General features: G+C 63.1%; 14 protein-coding genes. 3 read left to right on the top strand and 11 right to left on the bottom strand.

Going from position 1 to position 22458, the window contains the following annotated elements; translation table 11 throughout:
- Nucleotides 1-8: 8 nt before the first annotated feature.
- From rfbD to rfbB, 4 genes are read right to left on the bottom strand one after another with little or no spacing between them, the layout of a single operon-like run.
- On the bottom strand, nucleotides 9-869 hold the full coding sequence (gene rfbD / locus ACVWY1_RS10660; RefSeq protein ID WP_277505529.1) for a dTDP-4-dehydrorhamnose reductase: 861 nt from the start codon (nucleotides 867-869) through the stop codon (nucleotides 9-11).
- Entirely contained in the window at nucleotides 866-1411 is a 546-nt protein-coding gene (gene rfbC / locus ACVWY1_RS10655) for a dTDP-4-dehydrorhamnose 3,5-epimerase (protein ID WP_102683443.1), read from the bottom strand. The genes rfbD and rfbC overlap by 4 nt, the downstream gene beginning before the upstream one ends.
- Nucleotides 1408-2283 (bottom strand): glucose-1-phosphate thymidylyltransferase RfbA, encoded by an 876-nt coding sequence (gene rfbA, locus ACVWY1_RS10650; protein ID WP_102683442.1) that lies wholly within the window; start codon nucleotides 2281-2283, stop codon nucleotides 1408-1410. Before rfbA ends, rfbC begins: the two co-directional genes overlap by 4 nt.
- Nucleotides 2280-3362 carry a dTDP-glucose 4,6-dehydratase gene (gene rfbB, locus ACVWY1_RS10645; protein ID WP_277502481.1) on the bottom strand — a complete coding sequence of 361 codons (1083 nt, stop codon included), beginning with the start codon at nucleotides 3360-3362 and terminating at the stop codon, nucleotides 2280-2282. Before rfbB ends, rfbA begins: the two co-directional genes overlap by 4 nt.
- Before the next feature lie 187 nt (nucleotides 3363-3549).
- Here rfbB and ACVWY1_RS10640 point away from each other — a divergent pair, with 187 nt between their 5' ends.
- Both ACVWY1_RS10640 and aguA read left to right on the top strand, forming a co-directional pair.
- Complete coding sequence (locus tag ACVWY1_RS10640; protein ID WP_457378244.1) at nucleotides 3550-6450, top strand: aminotransferase; 2901 nt, start codon at nucleotides 3550-3552, stop codon at nucleotides 6448-6450.
- 204 nt (nucleotides 6451-6654) lie between these two features.
- Nucleotides 6655-7761 (top strand): agmatine deiminase, encoded by a 1107-nt coding sequence (gene aguA, locus ACVWY1_RS10635; protein ID WP_111532493.1) that lies wholly within the window; start codon nucleotides 6655-6657, stop codon nucleotides 7759-7761.
- A gap of 476 nt (nucleotides 7762-8237) precedes the next feature.
- On the opposite strand, the gene ACVWY1_RS10630 is transcribed toward aguA, so the two are convergent.
- Nucleotides 8238-10328 (bottom strand): TonB-dependent receptor, encoded by a 2091-nt coding sequence (locus tag ACVWY1_RS10630; RefSeq protein WP_457378243.1) that lies wholly within the window; start codon nucleotides 10326-10328, stop codon nucleotides 8238-8240.
- A gap of 610 nt (nucleotides 10329-10938) precedes the next feature.
- Between ACVWY1_RS10630 and ACVWY1_RS10625 the strand changes: the two genes are divergently transcribed.
- Nucleotides 10939-12255: an OprD family porin gene (locus tag ACVWY1_RS10625; RefSeq protein ID WP_277502484.1), complete on the top strand. Its 1317-nt coding sequence runs from the start codon at nucleotides 10939-10941 to the stop codon at nucleotides 12253-12255.
- A gap of 30 nt (nucleotides 12256-12285) precedes the next feature.
- Here ACVWY1_RS10625 and ACVWY1_RS10620 read toward each other — a convergent pair whose 3' ends face one another.
- The 6 genes from ACVWY1_RS10620 to ACVWY1_RS10595 form a co-directional block, all read right to left on the bottom strand.
- A complete protein-coding gene (locus ACVWY1_RS10620; RefSeq protein ID WP_457378242.1) occupies nucleotides 12286-13956 on the bottom strand; it encodes an FMN-binding glutamate synthase family protein in 1671 nt (556 codons plus the stop codon).
- A gap of 153 nt (nucleotides 13957-14109) precedes the next feature.
- Nucleotides 14110-14775: a hypothetical protein gene (locus tag ACVWY1_RS10615; protein WP_457378241.1), complete on the bottom strand. Its 666-nt coding sequence runs from the start codon at nucleotides 14773-14775 to the stop codon at nucleotides 14110-14112.
- Nucleotides 14776-14862: 87 nt separating this feature from the next.
- Nucleotides 14863-15648, bottom strand: coding sequence for a hypothetical protein (locus ACVWY1_RS10610; protein WP_102683433.1), 786 nt, complete (start codon nucleotides 15646-15648; stop codon nucleotides 14863-14865).
- A 2-nt stretch (nucleotides 15649-15650) separates the two neighbouring features.
- Nucleotides 15651-20057: an RHS repeat-associated core domain-containing protein gene (locus ACVWY1_RS10605; protein ID WP_457378240.1), complete on the bottom strand. Its 4407-nt coding sequence runs from the start codon at nucleotides 20055-20057 to the stop codon at nucleotides 15651-15653.
- A 9-nt stretch (nucleotides 20058-20066) separates the two neighbouring features.
- On the bottom strand, nucleotides 20067-20501 hold the full coding sequence (locus tag ACVWY1_RS10600) for a DcrB-related protein (RefSeq protein ID WP_102683431.1): 435 nt from the start codon (nucleotides 20499-20501) through the stop codon (nucleotides 20067-20069).
- 12 nt (nucleotides 20502-20513) lie between these two features.
- Nucleotides 20514-22451, bottom strand: coding sequence for a type VI secretion system Vgr family protein (locus ACVWY1_RS10595; protein ID WP_277502488.1), 1938 nt, complete (start codon nucleotides 22449-22451; stop codon nucleotides 20514-20516).
- Nucleotides 22452-22458 lie beyond the last annotated feature (7 nt).

Genomic DNA, 22458 nt, shown 5'->3' with positions numbered 1-22458 from the left:
ATTATGCGCTACTTGAGGCAGTCGATGAGTGCATCGTGCCAGTGCGGCTGGACGACCTGCCATTCACGGGCAAGGCGCGAACAGTCCAGGCGCGAGTTGAGCGGTCGTCTGGCCGGTGTCGGGTACTCGCTGGAAGGGATCGGCAGCAGCTCGGCACAGGACAGTCCGCGCGCCTTGAGCTGTTCGCCGATGGCCTGGGCAAAGCCGAACCAGGAGGTCTCGCCCTGGGCGGTCAGGTGGTAGGTGCCCCAGGCACCGGCCTGACCGTTGCGCCAGCGCTCGATCAGCGCGCGGGTACTGGCGGCGAGGGTGCCCGCCCAGGTCGGGGCGCCGATCTGGTCGTTGACGACTTTCAGCTGTGGACGTTCCTGAAGCAGGCGCTGCATGGTCAGCAGGAAATTGCGCCCATGCAGTGAATAGACCCAGCTGGTGCGCAGGATCAGGTGTTCTGCGCCTGCAGCGCGGATCGCCTGTTCTCCGGCCAGCTTGCTGCGACCGTAGATTCCCAGGGGATTGGGCGCGTCGTCCTCGTCGTATGGCGTGGCCTTGCTGCCGTCGAAGACATAGTCGGTGGAGTAGTGGATCAGTGGAACGCCGAGGCGTGCGGCTTCTTCGGCTAATATTCCCGGCGCCTCGGCATTGATGGCGAAGGACTGTTCCGGCTCGTTCTCGGCCTGATCCACCGCAGTGTGTGCCGCCGCATTGATGATCAGATCTGGAGCCTGTCGGCGCAGTGGTTCGCGCAGCTGTTCCGGTCGGGCCATGTCGAACTGGTCGCGGCCAACCAGGCACACCTCGCCCAATCCGGCCAGGGCGCCCTGCAACGCCTGGGCAACCTGGCCATTGTGGCCGCAGACAAGGATTTTCACGGGAACAGCTCCGCATCCTTGAACAATCTGCCGGCCTGGTCCTTGGCGGACAGGATCGGTGCTTCCTGCATGCCCCAGTCGATCGCCAGCTGCGGATCATCCCAGCGGATGCAGCGTTCGGCGCTCGGGGTGTAGTAATCGGTGGTCTTGTAGAGAAAGTCGGCCGACTCGCTCAGCACCAGGAAGCCATGGGCGAATCCTGGTGGTATCCAGAATTGCCGGTGGTCCACGGCGCTCAGCCGCGTCGCGACCCACTGTCCACAGGTAGGTGAACTCTGGCGCAGATCCACGGCGACGTCGAGGACCTCGCCCTGCATGACCCGCACCAGTTTCCCCTGGGGATTGTCGATCTGGTAGTGCAGGCCGCGCAGTACGCCCTTTTGCGAGCGTGAGTGGTTGTCCTGCACGAAGTTCACATCAACGCCAGCCTTGTCGGCAAAGTCCCGTGCGTTGAAGCTTTCGAAGAAGAAACCACGGCTATCACCAAAAATCTTCGGTTCGATGATCAGAACATCCGGGATGGCCGTGGCGATGATATTCATGGGGTCTCTTCTATCAATTTACTGAGGTACTGTCCGTACCCCGTCTTCTTAAGTTCTTCGGCCTTCCTCTGTAATTCTTGACGGCTGATCCAGCCTTTCTGATAAGCGATCTCTTCCAGGCAAGCGATTTTCAGTCCCTGCAGGTGTTCGATGGTCCGCACATACTGGGACGCTTCCAGGAGACTGTCGTGGGTGCCGGTGTCGAGCCATGCAAGGCCGCGCCCCAAGCGCTCCACGCGCAGGTCGCCACGCTCCAGGTAGGCGTTGTTGATGTCGGTGATCTCCAGTTCGCCGCGTGGGGAGGGCTTGACCCCCTTGGCAATCTTCACCACATCGTTGTCATAGAAGTACAGGCCGGTAACCGCGTAGCTGGACCTTGGCTTGGCTGGCTTTTCTTCGATCGACAAGGCCCGGCCATTGCCGTCGAACTCGACCACGCCGAAGCGCTCGGGGTCCTTGACCCAGTAGCCGAACACCGTGGCGCCGGCCTGGTGCTTGACCGCGCGCTGGAGCTGTTCGCTGAAGCCTTGGCCATGGAAGATGTTGTCGCCCAGGATCAGGCATACCGAGTCGTTGCCGATGAACTCCTCGCCAATCAGGAAGGCCTGGGCCAGGCCGTCGGGCGACGGTTGCTCGGCATAGCTGAGGTTGATGCCGAACTGGCTGCCGTCACCGAACAGCTGGCGGTACTGCGGGAGGTCGGCGGGCGTGGAGATCAGGAGGATATCGCGGATACCCGCCAGCATCAGGACAGAGACCGGATAGTAGATCATCGGCTTGTCGTAGATGGGCAGCAGCTGCTTGGAGGTGGCCAGTGTGATCGGGTGCAGGCGAGTGCCGGAGCCGCCGGCGAGGATGATGCCCTTGGTCATGCGATCGAGTCCTTGTAATCGTTGTTACCCAGTCGTTCACGTTGATAGCTGCCATCCTGGACATGGCGGCACCATTCAAGGTTGTCCAGGTACCATTGGACAGTCTTGCGCAGGCCTGTCTCGAAGGTTTCCTCGGGAACCCAGCCCAGCTCGCGCTCGATCTTGCTGGCGTCGATGGCATAGCGCTGGTCGTGGCCCGGGCGATCCTTGACGAAGGTGATCAGGTCAGCGTAGTTGGCAATTCCTGCAGGGTGTTGCGGGGCCAGCTCCTCGAGCAGGGCACAGATGCCGCGCACCACATCGATGTTCTTCTGCTCATTGTGGCCACCGATATTGTAGGTTTCACCTACCTCCCCTTCGCTAACCACCTTGAACAGCGCGCGGGCGTGATCCTCGACGAACAGCCAGTCACGCACTTGCAGGCCATCGCCATAGACCGGCAGCGGTTTGCCTTCGAGGGCGTTGAGAATGACCAGTGGAATGAGCTTCTCGGGGAAGTGGAACGGCCCATAATTGTTGGAGCAGTTGGTCAGCAGCACCGGCAATCCATAGGTACGGTGCCAGGCGCGGACCAGGTGGTCGGAGGCCGCTTTGCTCGCCGAATAGGGCGAACTGGGGGCGTAGGGCGTGGTTTCGGTGAACAGGTCGTCGACCCCGTGAAGGTCACCGTAGACCTCGTCGGTGGAAATGTGATGGAAGCGGAAAGACTTGCGCTCCTCCTCGCCCAGTGTGTTCCAGTAACCCCGAGTGGCCTCCAGCAGACTGTAGGTACCGACGATGTTGGTCTGGATGAAGTCCGAAGGGCCGTCGATGGAGCGATCCACATGCGATTCCGCTGCCAGGTGCATGATGGCGTGTGGCTGGAACCGGGCGAGCACTGCACTGACGGAGGCCTGGTCGACGATATCGACCTGGGCGAACTCATAGCGCGAATTGCTGGCGATGCTCGACAGTGATTCCAGGTTGCCTGCATAGGTCAGCTTGTCGAGATTAAGGACTTCATGCTCGGTATTGCTGATGAGGTGGCGTACCAGGGCCGATCCGATGAAACCGGCTCCCCCGGTAATGAGAATACGCATGTCGGATTCCCTTTCCTTCCAATAATGACGGTGGCTAGCGGGCTCACAGCTTGTCGGCTGACAAGGCTATAGGCAAGTTGAATGCGCTGGGCTGCAAGGCCTGTGCGACGAAACGCCAATTGTACGCTGCCGGCTTGCCAATTTGCCTGCCTGATGGCGATATACGAAAAAAACGAGAGCTTCCGCCATGCCGCTTTCCATCCTGATCCAGCGTTCCAGTTTGCCCGTCCCCTCACTGAGCGAGGCGCAGGCCCATGCCTTGCTGCGGGCGCATTACGATCTGGCCGGTGGTTTGCAGCCTTTGGGTAGCCAGCAGGACCTGAACTTCCAGGTCAACGGCAGCGATGAGTGCTATGTGCTCAAGATCTGCCACGCCAACTACGCCCGGCAGGAGTTGGAAGCACAGCATGCCGCGCTGACTCATTTGCGTGACTGCGGCCTGCCGGTACCTGCGGTACGCCTGGCCAGCAACGGGCAGGACCTGTTGGCGCTGGATGTCGACGGCCAGACCTTGCGCGTGCGCCTGCTCGACTACATCGACGGGCGGCCGTTGACCCGCCTGAGCCACCTACCGGCGCGGGTGATGGTGGAACTCGGCGCGCTTTGCGCCCGCGTCGACAGGGGCCTGGCCAACTTCGACCATCCCGGCCTCGAGCGCACCTTGCAGTGGGATCCGCGCCATGCCCAGGCCCTGATCCAGCATCTGCTGCCGGTGTTGCGGGATGCACAGCGCCGGGCGCGGGTGGAGAGCGTGGCCAAGGCGGCAAGCGCACGATTGCAGCCGCTGGTCGAACAGTTGCCGATCCAGGCCGTGCATCTGGACATCACCGACGACAACGTGGTCTGGGCCCGGGATGCCGAGCGGCAGTGGCAGGTACAAGGTGTCATCGATTTTGGTGACCTGGTGCGTACCTGGCGTATCGCCGATCTGTCGGTGACCTGCGCGGCCTTGCTGCATCACGCCGAGGGCGACCCGCTGCGGATCCTGCCGGCGGTCAGCGCCTATCATGCCGTGAATCCCCTGCAGGACGCCGAGTTGCGCGCCCTCTGGCCGCTGGTGCTGAACCGCGCCGCCGTGCTGGTGCTCAGCAGCGAACAGCAACTGGCCATTGATCCGGACAACCAGTACACCCGCGACAACATCGCCCATGAATGGGAGATCTTCGATACCGCCTGCGCCGTGCCCGTAGCTTTGATGGAGGCGGCAATTCTCCAGGCGGCCGGGCGAAAGCCGGCCAGCATCGACCTTGGTGATTGCGCCGTGTTGCTGCCAGGACTCAACGGCCAGTCGGTGATCCGCGTCGACCTGGGCGTGCTCAGCCCTCACTGCGAGGCAGGCAACTGGGAGCAGCCCGGCTTTGACCAGCGTCTGCTCGCTATCCAGCCAGGGCCGGCGTGTAGCCTGCATGGGCAGTACCGCCTGTCGCAAACCCACATCGACCGACCTGAAGAACCGGCCACCTGCGCCCTGGGCGTAGAGCTGAACCTGTCGCCCGGCACCGCGTTGCAAGCGCCCGAAGCTGGGGTATGGCAATGTATCGGCGATGGTCGTGGCTGCTTGCGCACCGCGCACTGGAACCTGTGGTTCGAAGGCCTGGAAGAGGCGCCGACGGATGGCCAGGCGCTGCTCAAGGGACAAGCCATGGGCGCGACCTGTGGGTACCTTCGCGTGCAGCTGTGTCTGGATACCGATACCCGCCCACCCTTCTTTGCCACGCCCTCCCATGCTGCCGCCTGGCTGGCCTTGTGCCCGTCGCCACAAGCTTTGCTGGGCTTCGCCTGCGACGCCGAGCCGCTGGCCGACCCGCAGGCCCTGCTGGCCCGTCGCGATGCCAGCTTCGCGCGCTCGCAGAAGCACTACTACGCCCAGCCTCCGCACATCGAGCGCGGTTGGCGCAACTACCTGATCGACATGCAAGGCCGCTCGTACCTGGACATGCTCAACAACGTCGCGGTGCTCGGCCATGGCCATCCGCGCATGGCCGCTGAGTCGGCGCGCCAGTGGTCGCTGGTCAACACCAACTCGCGCTTTCACTACGCAGCCATCGCCGAATTCTCCGAACGCCTGCTGGAAGTGGCCCCGGAAGGCTTCGACCGGGTGTTCCTGGTCAACAGCGGCACCGAGGCCAATGACCTGGCGATCCGTCTGGCCTGGGCCTACAGCGGCGGGCGCGACCTGCTCAGCGTGCTGGAGGCCTACCACGGCTGGTCGGTGGCCACTGACGCGATCTCCACCTCCATCGCCGACAACCCCCAGGCCCTGGAGACCCGGCCGGACTGGGTGCATCCGGTGGAGGCGCCGAATACCTTCCGCGGGCGCTACCGGGGCGCCGACAGCGCCGCCGACTACCTGCGCGATGTCGATGCCAAGCTGGCCGACCTCGACGCCCGTGGTCGCCAGTTGGCCGGGATGATCTGCGAACCGGTGTACGGAAACGCCGGGGGCATCTCGCTGCCGCCGGGCTACCTGCGCGAGGCCTACGCCAAGGTGCGCCAGCGCGGCGGGGTGTGCATCGCCGACGAGGTGCAGGTCGGTTACGGGCGCCTGGGCGAGTACTTCTGGGGCTTCGAGGAGCAGGGTGTGGTGCCGGATATCATCACCATGGCCAAGGGCATGGGCAACGGCCAGCCGCTGGGCGCGGTGATCACCCGGCGCGAGATCGCCGAGGCGCTGGAGGCCGAGGGCTACTTCTTCTCCTCGGCCGGGGGCAGCCCGGTCAGTTGCCGCATCGGCATGGCGGTGCTGGACGTAATGCGTGACGAAGGATTGTGGGACAACGCCCGTGACGTGGGCCGTTACTTCAAGGCACGCCTGCAGGCATTGGTCGATAAATATCCGCTTGCCGGTGCCGCCCATGGTTCCGGGTTCTACCTGGGGCTGGAGCTGGTACGCGATCGCCAGACGCTGGAACCGGCGACCGAGGAGACCATGATTCTGTGCGATCGCCTGCGCGATCTGGGGATCTTCATGCAGCCGACCGGCGACTACCTGAACATCCTCAAGATCAAGCCGCCGATGTGCACCACGCGGGCCAGCGTGGACTACTTCGTCGACAGCGTGGAGCGGGTCCTCGGCGAAGGGCTCTGAATCACGGCATGCAGGCCTGGCAAGTCGATTGTTATCGGTTCGCCAGGCTTTTTTATGCCTAAATATTTTGTGATTAGCTATTTAAAGTCGATATTTATCGGTTGTAATATCGGCTGAACATTACGCTGCCTATACTGGCGAGCCTGCATCTTTTTCGATCACTGACCTGGCGCCACTGGCCCCGGGCCTTCGCAGAGGTTACCCATGAAGACCCTCAACTCGACCCCCCGCGCCGACGGTTTCCACATGCCCGCCGAGTGGGCCCCGCAGACCCAGGTATGGATGGTCTGGCCGGAGCGTCCGGACAACTGGCGCTTGGGCGGCAAGCCGGCGCAGGCCGCGCACGTGACCCTGGCCAAGGCCATTGCCCGCTTCGAGCCGGTCACCGTGGCGGTGTCCGCCGGCCAGTACGAGAACGCCCGTCGCCAGCTCGACCTGCCCAACATCCGCGTGGTCGAGATCAGCAATGACGACGCCTGGGTGCGTGACACCGGCCCGACCTTCGTCATCAACGACCACGGCGAGGTACGCGGCGTGGACTGGGGCTTCAACGCCTGGGGCGGCTTCGACGGCGGCTTGTACGCGCCCTGGAACCGCGACGAGGAGCTGGCCGCCAAGGTCATGGAGATGGAGCGCGTGCAGCGCTACCACACCGAAGGCTTCGTGCTCGAAGGCGGTTCGATCCACGTCGATGGCGAAGGCACCCTGATCACCACCGAAGAATGCCTGCTCAACCGCAACCGCAACCCGCACCTGGACCGCGAACAGATCGAGGAGATCCTGCGCGAGCACCTGGCGGTCGAGACCATCGTCTGGTTGCCGGACGGCTTGTACAACGACGAGACCGATGGCCACGTCGACAACTTCTGCTGTTACGTCAGCCCAGGCGAAGTGTTACTGGCCTGGACCGATGATTCCAATGACCCCAACTACGCGCGCTGCCACGCCGCCTACGAGGTGCTGAAAAACACCCGCGACGCCAAAGGGCGCGAGTTCGTGGTGCACAAGATGCCGATTCCGGGGCCGCTTTACGCCACCCAGGCCGAATGCGATGGCGTCGATCATGTGGTGGGCAGCCAAGAGCGTGACCCTTCGGTACGCCTGGCCGGGTCCTATGTGAACTTCCTGATCGTCAATGGTGGCATCATCGCGCCGAGCTTCGACGACCCTGCTGATGCGCAAGCCAGAGCTATCCTGGCCAAGGTCTTCCCGGATCACGAAGTGGTGATGATCCCGGGGCGTGAGCTGCTGTTAGGCGGTGGCAACATCCACTGCCTGACCCAGCAGCAACCGGCACCGGTAAAACGTTGATCGGCCAATGAGTGAAAAACCCGTCGAAAGGCGGGTTTTTAATGCTCGCGATAGTCGGTCGGGCGGCATGGCACAGCAATTGTATTGATTTTTCCTCGTACTTCAGACGAATGGGCCTACGCCATTCTGTAATGCATCTGAAGTAACTTAGCCGCTCACTCGGCCCAGGGAGTACGTGAGGAAATGAACGCAGCAAGTGAGTCGGCTTTGCCCTCAACGGCGGCCAGTCACCAATCGCTCAGAATCCTGGCTCAGTGGTTGAAACGTCATGGAGACGATCGGGTCAGGACGACCGACCCACGACGCCTGCTGGATGGGCGATACCCCCAAGGCCTGATCAGCGAGGAAGAGCTCGAAGCTCTGCTGGCTATCTGGCATTGACCGGGAAGGATCCCGCCGCAGAAAAAAACGCCACCGCAATTGCGGTGGCGTTTTCGTTTGGGCGGCCCGTCCTTGATGCTCGCTGCTGTCACAACTCAGAAGCTGTAGGTTCCGGTCACCACCAGGCTGCGCGGATCGCCCACCTGGATCTGCGCCGCGCTGGTTGCCGAGCTGTAGTAGGCCTTGTCGGTGATGTTGCTCAAGGCCGCGCGTACATCCCAGTCGTGGGTGCGATAGCCCGCCAGCGCGTCCCAACGGCCGTAGCCCGGCAGGATCACGGTGTTCTGGTTGTCGGCGTAGCGGTCGCCGACCAGGGTCAGGCCGGTTTCGGCGTACCAGCCCAGCTCCGGCTTCCAGGTCACGAACAGGCTGGCGTTACGCTTGGCCACGTCGTTGATGCGGTTGCCCTGCTGGCCGTTGTTGTCCTTGACGATGGTCGCGTCCTGCAGGCCGATGCCGCCGCGCACGTACCAGTTGCCCACCACGTTGCCGGTGGCGGTCAGCTCGATGCCGCGTGAACGCTGCAGGCCGCTGAGCTGGATCAGTTCCGGGTTGATCGGGTCGCGGGTACGGCGGTTGTACAGTTCCAGTTCGTAGATCGCCAGGGTGGTGCTCAGGCGCTCGTCGAACCATTCGCTCTTGACCCCGATTTCCTTCTGCCGGGTCTGTTCCGGGTCGGTCTGGTTGGCGTTGCCGGCCGCGCCGGGGGTGATGCCGATCAGGCCGCCACCGACCGGAGAGTAGGTCTTGCTCCAGGAGGCATAGAAGGAGTGGTCCTGCCAGGGGGTGTACACCACGCCGATACGCGGACTGAAACTGTTGTCCTTCTGCTTTTCCGAGATGTTGCGCAGTTTGTTGGTGGTGTCCACCTCGAACTGGTCGAAGCGCACGCCGGCCAGCAGCTGCCACTGGTCGTTGAGGCGGATCTGGTCTTGCAGGTAGATCCCTCGGCTCTCGACGTCGGTGTGGTTGTTGCTGGACACCCGCATCGTGCCGTTGTGCTGCTGGCTGGGCGTGGCCCCCTGCAGCGGTACCGAGGGAACGCCTACGCCTTGGCTCAGCAGCGAGTTGCGACGTTGTTCGCCCATTTCCAGGCCCACCAGCAGCGTGTGCTCCAGACCGAAGGTTTCTACATGACCTTCGAGTTCGACGGTGTTGTAGAGATTGCGGGTGCTCAGGTCCTGCTGCCAGCGCTGGCGGTCCACCAGACCGGCAACGGGGCGGTAGGCGGTCAGGTAGGTGTTGTCGAAGTCGCTCTCCAGGGTGAACAGGCTGAAGGTGTGGCGCAGTTGCCACTGATCGTTCAGCTCGTAGTTCAGACGCGAGCGCAGCGACTCGGCGCGGTCGTTGATGTAGTCGCGCTGGGTGTCGCCGTAGGTAGTCTTGCGGCTGACATCGGCCGGGCGCCCGGTGAGCGGGTTGCCGGGGATGCCACGGTCAGGGGTACGGTCGTAGCGGCTGTACTCGTACTGCACCAGCCAGTTCAGCTCGGGGGTGATCTGCCAGCTCATCGACGGCGCGAACAGCTGGCGGTGGTTGCCGTCGATGCCTTCGCGGAAGCTGTTCTTGTCCTCGTTGCCCAGGTTCAGGCGCAGGCTGAGGGTGTCGCTGGGGTCGGCGCTGAGGTCGGCGTACAGGCTGCGCAGGTCCTGGCTGCCACCTTGTGCCTCGATGGTCGAGCGGCGGCCGTGCTCCGGCGCCTTGCTCACCCGGTTGACGATGCCGCCCTGGCTGCCACGGCCATAAAGCACTGCCGCCGGCCCCTTGAGCACCTCGACCCGCTCGATGTTGTGCAGATCGCGGGTGTACTGGCTGTCGTCGCGGACACCGTCCAGGTAGAAGTCGTTGCTGGCGTCGAAGCCGCGGATACGCAGGCTGTCGAAGCGGGTGTCGGCGCCGCTGCTGACGTTGGGGATGCCTTCCAGCGCCTTGCCCAGGTTGCTGCTGCCGTAGTCCAGCACGTTGCGGGTCTTCACCGAATCGATGGCCTGTGGCACGTAGCGCGCGGGGGTCGAGGTGCGGGTCGCGGTGGTCACGTCCTTGACTCGCGGGTTGTCCTCTTCGCGGGTGCTGTCGGCGGTCACCGAGGTTTCCGGCAGGGTCGTGGTGGCAGCACTGGCCAGGCCGGCGCTGAACAGCAGCGACAGGCCCAGGGTCAAGGGTGAAAGGCGGCAGGGGGCAGGCATCGAAGGCGTCCAAGGGAAGGAGTGAGAAATTGGGCGCGAATGGTAATGCTTGCTATTTACTGTTGCATCGACATTTGTAAAGGGTTGTCTTTACAAATGTTTCAAGATGTTGCTATTCATTTGAATTGATTTGAAATTATCTTGGCATTCTTAGGGGTGCATTTCCGGAATGGCTTGTGGGAGCGGCGGTGCGTGCAATGCTGCTCTGCGCGTGACAGCGCAGCTGGAAGGGCAGGGCACTTTCCAACAGGCTTTCGGAAGGCCTGCGGGAACATGGCCGTATGACGGTTTTATGGATTTCGAGCGTTTTCCACAAAAGAGACAAATTTGCGCTGACCCACGGCAGATATGCATGGAAATGCACCAGCGCTGACCTTGTTTTTGGTTATATCAACCTGCATTTCACGTTTTTTTGACATGTATAAGCAGGCAGGGCTAGGATTCGGGCTCTACGCCTGCTGGCCATTCTCTGGCCATGCGGCTGCAAGGCCCGTTGCAGACCATTGGCGGGCCTTCGGCTTGGATCCGCATAGCGTCGAACCTACGAAGGGGCGTTGGTTCCTGGCGTTCTGATGCAGAGCGTTTTTGAATACGAAATAAGGAAAATAACATGTTGAAAACCAGGATCAGCCTGGTCGCCCTGGCGATGATCGCCGCGACCCAGGCACAGGCCAATGACCAGGCCGAGAGCAAGGGCTTCATCGAGGACAGCCACGCCAACGTCCTTCTGCGCAACGCCTTCATCAACCGTGACAAGAAGCATCACACCAACGACCAGTCCCAGTGGGGCCAGGGCGTCATCGCCAACTTCTCCTCCGGTTTCACCCAGGGTACCGTCGGTGTAGGTGTCGACGCGTTCGGCCTGTACGCCTTGCGCCTCGATGGCGGCAAGGGCCGCAACGGCGGCGGCGGTATCGACTTCTTCAAGCGTGAGAACACCGTCAACGAGCGCAAGCGTAGCGATGCAGCGGACGACCTGGCGCGTGCCGGTGCCGCGATCAAGTTCCGTGTCTCCAACACCGTGCTCAAGTACGGCGACCAGATGCCGGCCCTGCCTGTGCTGCAGTACGACGATTCGCGCCTGCTGCCAGAGAGCTTCAGCGGTACCCTGATCACGTCCAAGGAGATCAAGGGCCTGGAGCTGAATGCCGGTCGCTTCACCAGCGAAGTGCAGAAGAGCGCCCAAGGCCATGACAGCGGTCGCTTGAAGTCGATCAACGTCCTGGGCGGCAGCTACAAGTTCACCGACAACTTCACCGCGTCGCTGTACACCGCCGACAACGAAGACGTGATGAAGAAGCACTACCTGGGCATGAACTACGTCTTCCCGATTGCGGCTGACCAGTCCCTGACCCTGGACTTCAACGGCTACAAGTCGGACATCGACAAGAAATACGTCGAAGGCCGTCTGACCGGCGACTCCAACACCATCTGGAGCCTGGCAGCCACCTACGCCTACGGACCGCACTCGTTCACCCTGGCCTACCAGCGCAGCACGGGCGATACCGGCTACAACTACGGCGGCTACCAGAAAGGCGGCGGCATCGGCGACGGTGGTTCGACCATCTACCTGGCCAACTCCTACTGGTCCGACTTCAACGCCGAGGACGAGCGTTCCTGGCAGCTGGGCTACGGCCTGGACTTTGGCGCATTCGGCGTACCGGGCCTGACCTACAAAATTGCCTACGTCGTGGGTGACAACATCAATACCCGTACCCTGGACAAGCCAGAAGGCTATGGTGAAGGCAAAGAACGTGAACTGTTCAGCCAGATCCGCTACGTCGTCCAGGAAGGCCCGGCCAAGGACCTGTCGGTCAAGCTGCGTGGTTCGTTCCTGCGCACCAACACGGCTGTTCGCCAGAGCGAATACAACGACGACGGCAACGAAGTCCGCGTATTCGTCGAGTACCCGATCAGCATCTTCTGATCCTGATCCCGCGTCACCCGCAGCCCCGGCCTATGCCGGGGCTGTTTCTTTCCGCAGCACGCTGGCCGTCACCGGCGCCACCTCGATCTCCCCCGTCTCCGGCGCAAAGCTGTCACTGCGCGCCATCCGCCACATCCGTGCATAGAACTCGCTGTCGATCGCACCGCTGAGCAGCTCGCCTGGCTTGAGGAAGGTGTGCAGTTGCGAGAACAGGCCAATCTCGCTGGCGCTGATACGCCGCGCCAGGTGCTTGGGCTTGAGTTCAGAAGGATGGTCCAGACCGGCGGCGGCAAGCATCTCGGCCAGGGCGTGCAGGGTATTGCGGTGGAAGCTTGCGACCCGCTCGGCCTTCTCCGGCACCACCAGCGCGCGCTGGCGCAGCGGGTCCTGGGTCGCCACCCCGGTCGGGCACTTGTTGGTGTGGCAGCTTTGCGACTGGATGCAGCCGATGGCGAACATGAAGCCCCGGGCGGAGTTGACCCAGTCCGCGCCGATGGCCAGCACGCTGGCGATGTCAAAGGCGCTGACCAGCTTGCCCGCCGCGCCGATGCGGATGCGCTCGCGCAGGTTCAGCCCCACCAAGGTGTTGTGCACGAACATCAGGCCCTCGCGCAGCGGCACGCCCATGTTGTCGGAGAACTCCCGGGGCGCCGCGCCGGTGCCGCCTTCCTTGCCGTCGACGACGATGAAGTCCGGGGTGATGCCGGTGGCCAGCATGGCCTTGGCGATGCCCATGAACTCCCACGGGTGGCCCAGGCAGAACTTGAAGCCCACCGGCTTGCCGCCGGACAGCTCGCGCAGCCGGGCGACGAACTGCAGCAGCTCCCGCGGTGTGGCGAAGGCACTGTGGGCGGCCGGCGAGATGCAGTCCTCGCCCTCGCGCACGCCTCGGGTGGCGGCGATCTCGGCGCTGACCTTGTGCCCCGGCAGGATCCCGCCATGGCCCGGCTTGGCGCCCTGGCTGAGCTTGATCTCGATCATCTTCACCTGGGCGGCGCGGGCCTGCTCGGCGAAGCGCTCGGGGTCGAACTGGCCGTCTTCGCTGCGGCAGCCGAAGTAGCCGCTGCCGATTTCCCAGATCAGGTCGCCGCCGTGCTCGCGGTGGTAGGGGCTGATGCTGCCCTCGCCGGTGTCATGGGCGAAACGGCCCAGGCGCGCGCCCTTGTTCAGCGCGGCGATGGCGTTGGCACTGAGGGCGCCGAAGCTCATGGCCGAGATATTGAAGATCGACGCCGAGTACGGTTGACGGCACTGCGGGCCGCCGATGCGAATGCGGAACGACGCAGGGTCGGGCATCGGCACCGGCAGCATCGAGTGGCTGATGAACTCGAAGCCCGGTTTGTAGGCATCGTTGAGCGTGCCGAAGGCTTTCTCGGCACTTTCGTTCTTGGCCCTGGCGTACACCAGCGAACGCTGGGCGCGGGAGAACGGCAGCTTGTCGTCGTCGCCCTCGATCAGATACTGGCGAATCTCCGGGCGGATGGTCTCGATCAGGTAGCGGATATTGCCCAGGATCGGATAGTTGCGGCGCACGGCGTGGTGGCGTTGGCGCAGGTCGTTGAGGCCGACCAGGCTGAGCAGGGCGCTGATGACGATGAAGGGCCAGAGCCAGGTGTGGGCAAGCAGGAAAGGGGCACTGGCAATCGTGAAGACCAGACACAGGAACAGGCAAGCATAGCGGCTGGGGAGCGAGTCTTTCATGGGTCCATCGCAGGCGGGATGACCTGGCCTAGGATAGGCAAAGGCTGCGCAGGGAAAACCTGGGGTTTCGGTAAAAGACTGTTACTCGACGCGGAATTGCCTGGGGCGGTAGCTACGGCCAGTTTCGATGGGAGCCAAGGTCGCGGTATCCGATCAGGTGAACTGGATGAAGAAGAAGCCGGCTTCATCGCCTTGCTTGCCGCGCCGAGCCTGCCTGTCGATATACAGGTAGCCGATACCGTCCGAGAACAATCCCACATGCTGCGGGCTGGCGCTGGCCACATCACTGTCGAGCAGTTGCATCAGGAACAGGAAGCGCTGGGGTTCGTAGATCGGATCCTGCAGCCAGCAAGGCCGCCCGACGGGCTTGCTCAGGTCGATACCGCTGTCCTCGTCCTCCAGTTCCTGCTCTTCCTCTTCATCGTTGAACGGTTCGAACTGGATGTAGGCACGTTCCAGCAGGAGGGCTGCGGTGGGCGGCGCGATCGACTGGTCGGCCAGCTCATGCAGAATGACCCGGGCAAAACCTTTGGCGCGTTTTTCGTCGAGCTCACTCTGCTGGTTGACGGTGTAATGGCGCTGGGTGGAACGACTGAAGGCGCCGTCATGCTGACGCGCACTGATGAACACCGTGATTGCCATGCCGGGTGGAATGAAGGTGACGGGCAGGAAGCGTTCGCTCAATGTCAGCAGTGGGGTCATCGGCTCACCGGTATCCGGGCTTCTTGGCCACAGCGAGGCATCCTTGAGGCGGGCACCGCCGCCGATCTGGCCCAGACCGTGATCTTGGTCGGAAAGCACGATTTTTTGCGAGCTCATGGTCGATAGCATCCTTTGCTTTTGGCGAGTCTGATTGTGCAGTTCCGCAATGGTCGTGGCTGTTGCTGTGATCTGCCTGCCAATGGCCTACGCCTTGAGCAACTCGGGATAGTCGCTGAACCAATAGCGCAGGGCGTCCTGGTTGAGGCCATGCTCACCGCGCCAGAAGTCCATCGGGTAACTCCAGTCCGACGAGCGTGCGCTGCGTGGTGCCAGGCCGAGGTTGGTGTAGCGGTACAGCAGGCCAGGGTGCTCCGGGGTCTGCAGTATCCCGCAGTGTCCAAGCAGGTCGAGGAAACCCCGGCCTTCTTCTTCGCTCATCTTGATGCCGGGTAGTTTACGCAGTAGCTTGAGCAGGTCCTTGGGTTTGGTCACGGCAGGCACGTTACGGATCAGGTCCAGAATCGACACCATTAGGTCCAGGTTACCCGGCCGTTCTTTCGGCCCGGCGCTATGTTCCTGCAACTGGAACGCGATGTGGGAGGGGCTGCCGAAAAGCGCTGCGCCGATCAGAAAACGCACCCTGTTGAGGGCAATGAAGTTGACTTCGCGCTCCTTGAAGAAACTGCAGACCTGACAGTTCGGTTGGTCCTGCGCCGTGAAAGCGTGTTGCGGCAGGTGTGTCGCGCAAGCATAGGCCGACAGAGCCGCGCGCAGGTAGGCCTGGTTGCGCTCGACACCGGTGAGAAAGTTGGCGACCACCTCTTTCTTCACCACGGTCTCTCGCTCCTTGAACAGCCAGGTAAGCACCTGGTCATGGCTCATCCTGCGGGTCTCGGTCGCCAGGCCTGTGGCTACCAGCGCCGAGCTTGGTGGCTCGCTGGGATGCTGGGCCTTGAGGATCTTGCAAAGTTGTTCCGGAGTTGCAGTCATGTTCATTTCCCGCAGGAGCTTTTGTTGGCCTTGGGGGGCAGGGCGCCACGGCTGTCGAGCACGGGCAGTTGCGTGACTTTGCTGACACCGCGTGCCTTCAGGAAGTCGTTGGCGAGCGCTATCCGCTCGAGGCCAGGGTCTTTTTTCGCCTTGGCGTCGGAGATGCCATAGATCTTGTTGCCTCGCACGTTCGGGTTCTTCCTGCCGAGCACTTCTCGCTCGCGGATCCCCGAATCCTCAATGCCGCGTATCGTGTCGTAGTCGGTACCAATCGGTGTCACGCGGTTGATGCGGTCACCTTCCTTGAGGCGTGGGCCGTCTGCGCCCTTGGTCTCCATATGTCGGCGTACCACGCCTTCGAGCGTATCGTTGTCCGAGGCTCGCCCGTTGTAATACGGGTTGCCTTTCTCGTCGGAAAGGAAATAGCTCCAGTCCAACCCGTGCGGATCTATCCCGCCGACAGGGTTCGGCGCATAGCGGTATAGGTTGATGCCGCCTTCCAGGCCAATAGGGTCGGGCTGAGTGAAGCGGCCGCTCTGTGGGTCATAGTAGCGGAACAGGTTGTAGTGCAGGCCTGTCTCACGGTCCAGGTACTGACCTTGAAAGCGCAGGTTCTGCTGTTCGATGAAGTCGTCAGCCCGCCACTCGCGTAAGGTCATGCCCCAGGCGGAGCATTCGCCCTCCCAGGCCAACGTACCGTCACTGTCGGTCAGTTGCTCGGGCAGACCGTTGAGGGCGTTGTGGTAATGGAACGTGCGTTGATGCGCGCCTTGACCGTCGACACGTGCCAGGACTCTATAGCCCGGCTCATAGACATATAGGGTGAGGTGGCCGTTGCAGCGTTCTTGCAGCAGCTTGAGACCGTCCCAGCCAAAGTCGGTGCTGCCCAGCAGATTGCCCTGATCGTCGTGGTCGGTCTTGCCGATGCGGCGTCCGAGAGGGTCGTAGTGCAGCTTGACGATGCGCTCGCGTCCGCCGCGTATAGAGCGCACTTGAACAAGGCGATGATGCTGGTCGTAGCTCATATGCTGTTCGCCATACAGCGTGCTACGTTTTTCCGAAAGGCGCCCGAAACCGTCATAGCGGTAGTGGCGATCTTCCAGTTGGAGCAACTGGTCATGGCGGGCGACTTGCCCAGCACCGGGCACACGGTTTGCCGCAGCGTCATAGAGGTATTGTTCGTTTTGGCCTGGCAACGGTCCCTGGTTGGCGAGCAGGCGATCCGTTGCGTCGTAATGCATCAGCAGCTGATGCTGATGATCGGGTTGCTGGCGCAGGTAGCGCACCAGATTGTCGCGATCATCGAAGTCGAAGCGCTGCTGCCAGGGCGCGGGCAGGTGTTCGTTGTGGTCGGTGTCCCAGCGCAGACGGGCGCTCGGTCGGCCACTGAGGTCGTATTGGTTACGGGTCAGCAGCCGTCCCTGGGTTCGCGAGACCTCACGGTGCAGGCGATCGCGCTCGAAATCGCTGATCACCTGCCCGTCGATGTTGATCTGATGGAGGTGTCCCGAGCCATACACCAGGCGGTTCAGTTGGCGGCCATCGGGCAGCCGCGTCTGCAAGCGATTGTCCAGTGCGTCGTAGGTGTGCTCCAGCCTTCCGGCACTGTTGCTTTCGGCAGTGCGGCGTCCGCAGGCATCATGCTCGAACGCGACGCGTTGCACATTCCCCTGACGATCCTCGCTGATCACCTCCATCAACCGGTCCATCGGATCGAGACTGTAGGTAGTGCTGTCGTCCTCGGTAAGCAACGCAACCAGCCTGCCGGCGGCGTCACGTCGAAGGCGGTGATGGATCGGCGCCTCTCCGGCGCCCGGAGCCGGAATGAAGTCCATGGCGATGATCTGGCCGAGTCCATCGTACTGATAGGCCTTGCGACTGCCATCCAGATTTTCATGCACGGCTAGGCGGTTCGCCTCATCCCAAGTGAAACGATAGGACTCACCGTTGCTGTTGGTCAGTGCCACCAGCCGTGTGCAACGGTCATAGGTAAACAGTGTCGGACGGCCAAGGTTGTCCTGCTGCTCGATGATCTGGCCATTCAGGTCATAGCGAAAATGCTCGGTGTTGCCGAGCGGATCGATGAAGCATTCGAGCAGGCCCGAGGCGGTGTACCGGTACTGGACAATGCGCCCATCCGCCAGCTCCTGGCGTATCCGATGTCCCAAGGCATCGTGTTGGAAGTGGCTGGTCTGGCCGAGGGCGTTGGTCAGACTCTGCAAATGGCCGCGCCGGTCGTAGCGCAACCGTGTGGCGTAGCCTGAGCAGTCCACCTGCTCGATCAGCAGACCTTGTTCGTTCCAGCGCTGACGTTGGCGCTTGCCCGTGGCGTCGATGGTTTCCAGCGGTAGGCCATGTTCGTCATGGCGGTAGCGCGTCACCTCGCCCAAGGGGTCGGTTTCGCGAATACAGTTGCCGTGCTGGTCGTAGCGATAGGTCCAGGTTGCCCCGGCGGCATTGGTTTCACTGCGAGGCAACGCCCAATGCTCGAGCCACTGGGTCGATTCACTGCGTCCCAACGGATCGATGGTTTCGCACAGGTTGCCGGATTCGTCGTAGCTGAAGCGCCACTCACCGCCTTCAGGATCGGTGGCGGCAAGCAGCTGACGTTCATCGTTCCAGTGGAAGCGCCAGGTCTGGCCCAGCGCGTTGCTCGACTCGATGATCTGGAACTGCGCGTTCCAGCGCCGCACACTGGTGCGTAGCAGCGGGTCGGTGATGCAGGTGATGCCAGCCTCGATATCGTATTCGAAGTGATACTCGTCGCCGGCGTTGGTCCAGTGCCGGATCACCCGCCAGTCGTCCAGTTTCTGCCACTGGTAATGGCAAAGCAGGCCATTGGCTGTTTGATGCCCGACCATGCGCCGACCTTCGTCATACATGAATCGACGCTGCAATTGCCCCAGTGCATCGTGGACCTCGGCCAGATCGCCAGCGGCGTCGTAGCGATAGCTGGCGAGCGTTTCAGCATCGTCATCGACGAACACCCGTTCGATATGGCTGACTCGACGTGGCCAAGCGCCGCTGTAGTGCAGCTTGATCCGCACGCGGTCAAAGGTGTCGCGCAGCCACATCAGGCGCCCGAGATCGTCATAGTCCAGGTGGATGCGGTTGTCGTTGCGATCTCCCAGTTTCGCCAGACGGAGGTGGTTGGCGTCCTGTGGACTGGGTTCGAACAAACGATAGAGGCCGCTGCTGATGTCTTCGATCAGCAGCTCGCCATCAAGGGCGCGTCGCACGCTGATGCCTTCGCCAGCGCTGAAGACGGCGTCGCCGAGGGCGATCATTCCCATGTCGATGACACGAGCTTGCTCGTCTGTATACAGCAGACGGTCGTGCTCGACCCTTACAGACACTTCATAGGGGACGCTCCAACCGGCACCGAACAGACCCTCGCGGCGTTCATCGCGACTGTTGTAGTAGCGTTGCCAGTCCAGTGGGATCATGGCCTGGAGGGTGAAGTCGAGGTCGTGTTCGTCGCTCAGGATCTTCGCGCCAGTAGGCGCGTGGACAGGGTTTGGCGAGCCGACGATGGCCGAAGTCAGGGCGGCGGTCACCTGGCTGCTGGCAAAACTGACCACGCCTCCGACGAGCATGCACCCAAACTTGCTATAAAACTTCCCCCCCCGCCCCCGCAACATCATCAACGCCGTGATCGCCAGGCCGATCCCCGGCGTCTTGCCGCTGCGGATCTCGCGCACCACGATCGGCCCGCCGCCGATGCGCACGTTGTCCGAAACCAGCCCGCCATCGACGATCACCGCCTCGCAGGTGCTGCGATCGCCGCTGCGGCAGGCCGGGTGGCCGTTGATCAATACCTTGCTCGAACCTTCGGCAAGGTACTGCGGCGGCATCGGCGGGTGCTTGGTGCACAGCACCTTGTCGTCGGGGGCTTCCTGGGTGTTGGGCGCGGGGCTGGCGACGGTCGGCCGCCACATCTGCGAGAAAAAGCCCTTGGCCATGTCGAGGAAGGTCTCTTCCTGTTCCTCGGCCTGCGCGCCACCGCCCTCGCCACTGGCCGGTGCCGAGGGCGCGGTGACAACGCCGGCCGCGCGCGCGGCGCGCTTGCCGTTGGTCTTGGTGTTGGGCGAGCCGCTGGCGATGGTGGCTTGCACGGTCGGCGGGAACAGGGCGTTGCCGATGCCCTCGCATAATCGACTGAGCCCGGTGTCGGCGCCGGTCTTGGCCATGACCACGCCGACCACCAGGCCCACCACCGCGCCCAGCACGAAGCAGCCCAGGCCGCCGGTGACCACGGTAATGCCCAATGCCGCGGCCACCGCGGCGGTGGCCAGGGCGCCGATGGCGACGTTGGCGGCCACTTCCAGCACGCCGCCGATGATGTCGGCCATCACCGAGGTGTGCAGCAGCGCATCGCCTTCGCGGGCGGCCCAGAGTGCGTCGGACATGGTGCGGGGTCAGCCCAGGTTGTCGAAGTCGAGGGACTGCTTGAGCGCCGCCCAGTGTGTCGCCTCGGCTTCGCCCAGGGGGGTGGGTTTGACGTAGCTCAGGGCGAACATCTTGCGCGTGCCCGGCAGCACCAGCGCCAGCTGGTACTGGTAGACCTTTTCCTGGCCCTTGCTGAACTGGCTGCTCAGCTCGATCGCCTCGATCGGCTGCGCCGCGCCCACCTGGGTGGCGCGGGCCGGCTGGAACTGCAGGTCCTTGACCTGCTGCTGCAGGCGCTGCAACTGGCCGTCGAAGTTGCTCTGCAGGGTCTCGCCCTCTTCGAGCAGGCTGCGGCTGACGATCAGCGAGGTGCCCAGGGCTTCGAAGCGCAGGATGTTGATGCTGGTGTCGCGCACCTGCGCATCGGGCAGGGCGAAGCGGAATTCGTTGACGCGGTAGCTCATGGTTTGGTCTCGTTACTTGCCGGCGCCGGGGAAGAGGGCCTTCACCGCGCCGTCGATGGCCGTTTTCACGCCCTGGTTGTTCGGGGCGGTCTGCGCGCCGCTGCCCACGTTCAGGTCAAGGGTGCCGCCGGTGTTGATCTCGGCGTCGGCGTTGGCGTGGAAGCTGAACTGCTCGCAGCTGATGTTGATCTGCCCGCTGGCGTTGAGCTCGATCACGCTCTTGCCGCAGACCAGGCGCAGGTTCTCGCCGACTTCGATCAGGTAGCTGGTGCTGACACTGTCGGTCTTGCTCGCGCCGACCAGCAGCATGTCGTCGCGGCGCACGGCGCGGATGCGGTCCTGGCCGATGGTGATGGTCTCGAGCATGCCGACGGTCTGGGTGCGGTTGATGCCCACCGACAGCGTCTCGCTCTGCTCGACCACGGTGTCCATGTTGCGTTCGGCATGCATGTACAGTTGCTCGGCGCCCTTCTTGTCCTCCATGCGGATTTCGTTGAAGTTGGCCGGGCTGCCGCCCTTGCTCGAACGGCTCTTCATGCCGCTCTGGGTGGCGCCGCCGGGCAGGTCGTAGGGCACGGTCTGTTCGGCGTTGTACACCCGCCCGGTGATGATCGGCCGATCGGGGTCGCCTTCGAGGAAGCTGACGATGACTTCCTGGCCGATGCGCGGGACCTGGATCGAGCCCCAGTTCTTGCCGGCCGTGGCCTGGGATACGCGGATCCAGCACGAGCTGTTCTCGTTGGACTGGTCGTGGCGGTCCCAGTGGAAGTGCACCTTGACCCGGCCGTACTGGTCGGTCCAGATCTCCTCGCCAGCCGGGCCGACCACCACGGCGGTCTGCGGCCCCTTGACGATCGGGCGCAGCGAACTGCTCACCGGGCGATAGCTCTGCTGCGCGTCGATGCAGCTCAGGTTGCTCTCGAACTGCGCCGCGCCGCTGCCGCCACCGCTTTCCAGGCGTTCCTGGTGCACGTAGTAGCGGGCGGCGACGATCAGGTACTCGCGGTTCTGGTCCTGGCGGCTGAAGTTGCTCAGGCTGAACAGATGGCCGCTGCCCAGGCCCCGGGCGTTGCCGCGCAGCTCGACGCGCTCGTGCAGGCTTTGCAGCGACTCCAGGCGGGTGCGGGCATAGTGCTCGCCGTCCTGGGTCTGCTCGTAGGCGCCGGGGTAGTCGTACAGCGGGTAGTCGCCGGCCTGGTGCGGCCGGGGCATGGCCGAGCGCACGTCGATGCGCGCGCTGGGGCGCTGGAAGTCGTAGTCGTTTAGCTCCAGGGAGCCGGGCTGGACTTCCTGAGCCAGGTGCCAGTCGTTGATGTGGTCGCGCTCGCGGTGCTGGCCGTCCGGCGGGTAGTAGGGCACGGTCTCGTAGCCGGGGGCTTTCTGGTGCGCGCCATAGGCGTCGGCGAGCACCAGCACGTGGCGTTCCTGCTCGTGGCGGAAGAAGTAGTAGATGCCTTCCTCCTCCATCAGCCGGCTGACGAAGTCGAAGCTGGTCTCGCGGTACTGCACGCAGTACTCGCGCTCGCGGTAGTTGCGGCTGAGCAGGTCCTCGAAATCCGAGAAACCCAGGTCGCGGAACACTTGCTTGATGATCTGCGGCGCGCTCAGGTGCTGGAAGATCCGGCAGTCGCTGGTGCGCGTCAGCAACCACAGCCAAGGGCGCAGGGTGACGCGGTAGCTGGCGAACTGGCCCTGATCCACCGACTGGCTGCAGCGGGCGACGATGCCGTGGAAGTGCCGCGATGTGCCGACGCTCTGCTGCACGCTCAGGCTCATGGGCTTGCCCAGCAGCTGGTTGAGGTCGATGGCCGGATCGTCGCTGGTCAGCTGCAGCTCGTAGTCGAACAGGCGGCCAAGCTCCTCGCTGCCGCCCATCTCGGCAAGGATCAGCTTGTCCGGCCCCAGGGGGCTGTTGATTTGCGCCAGGCGCGTGAACTGCTTGAACAGCATGGTCGGT

The sequence above is a fragment of the Pseudomonas sp. TE6288 genome, from assembly GCF_054062095.1.
This window is presented reverse-complemented; position numbering and strand designations above follow the sequence as displayed.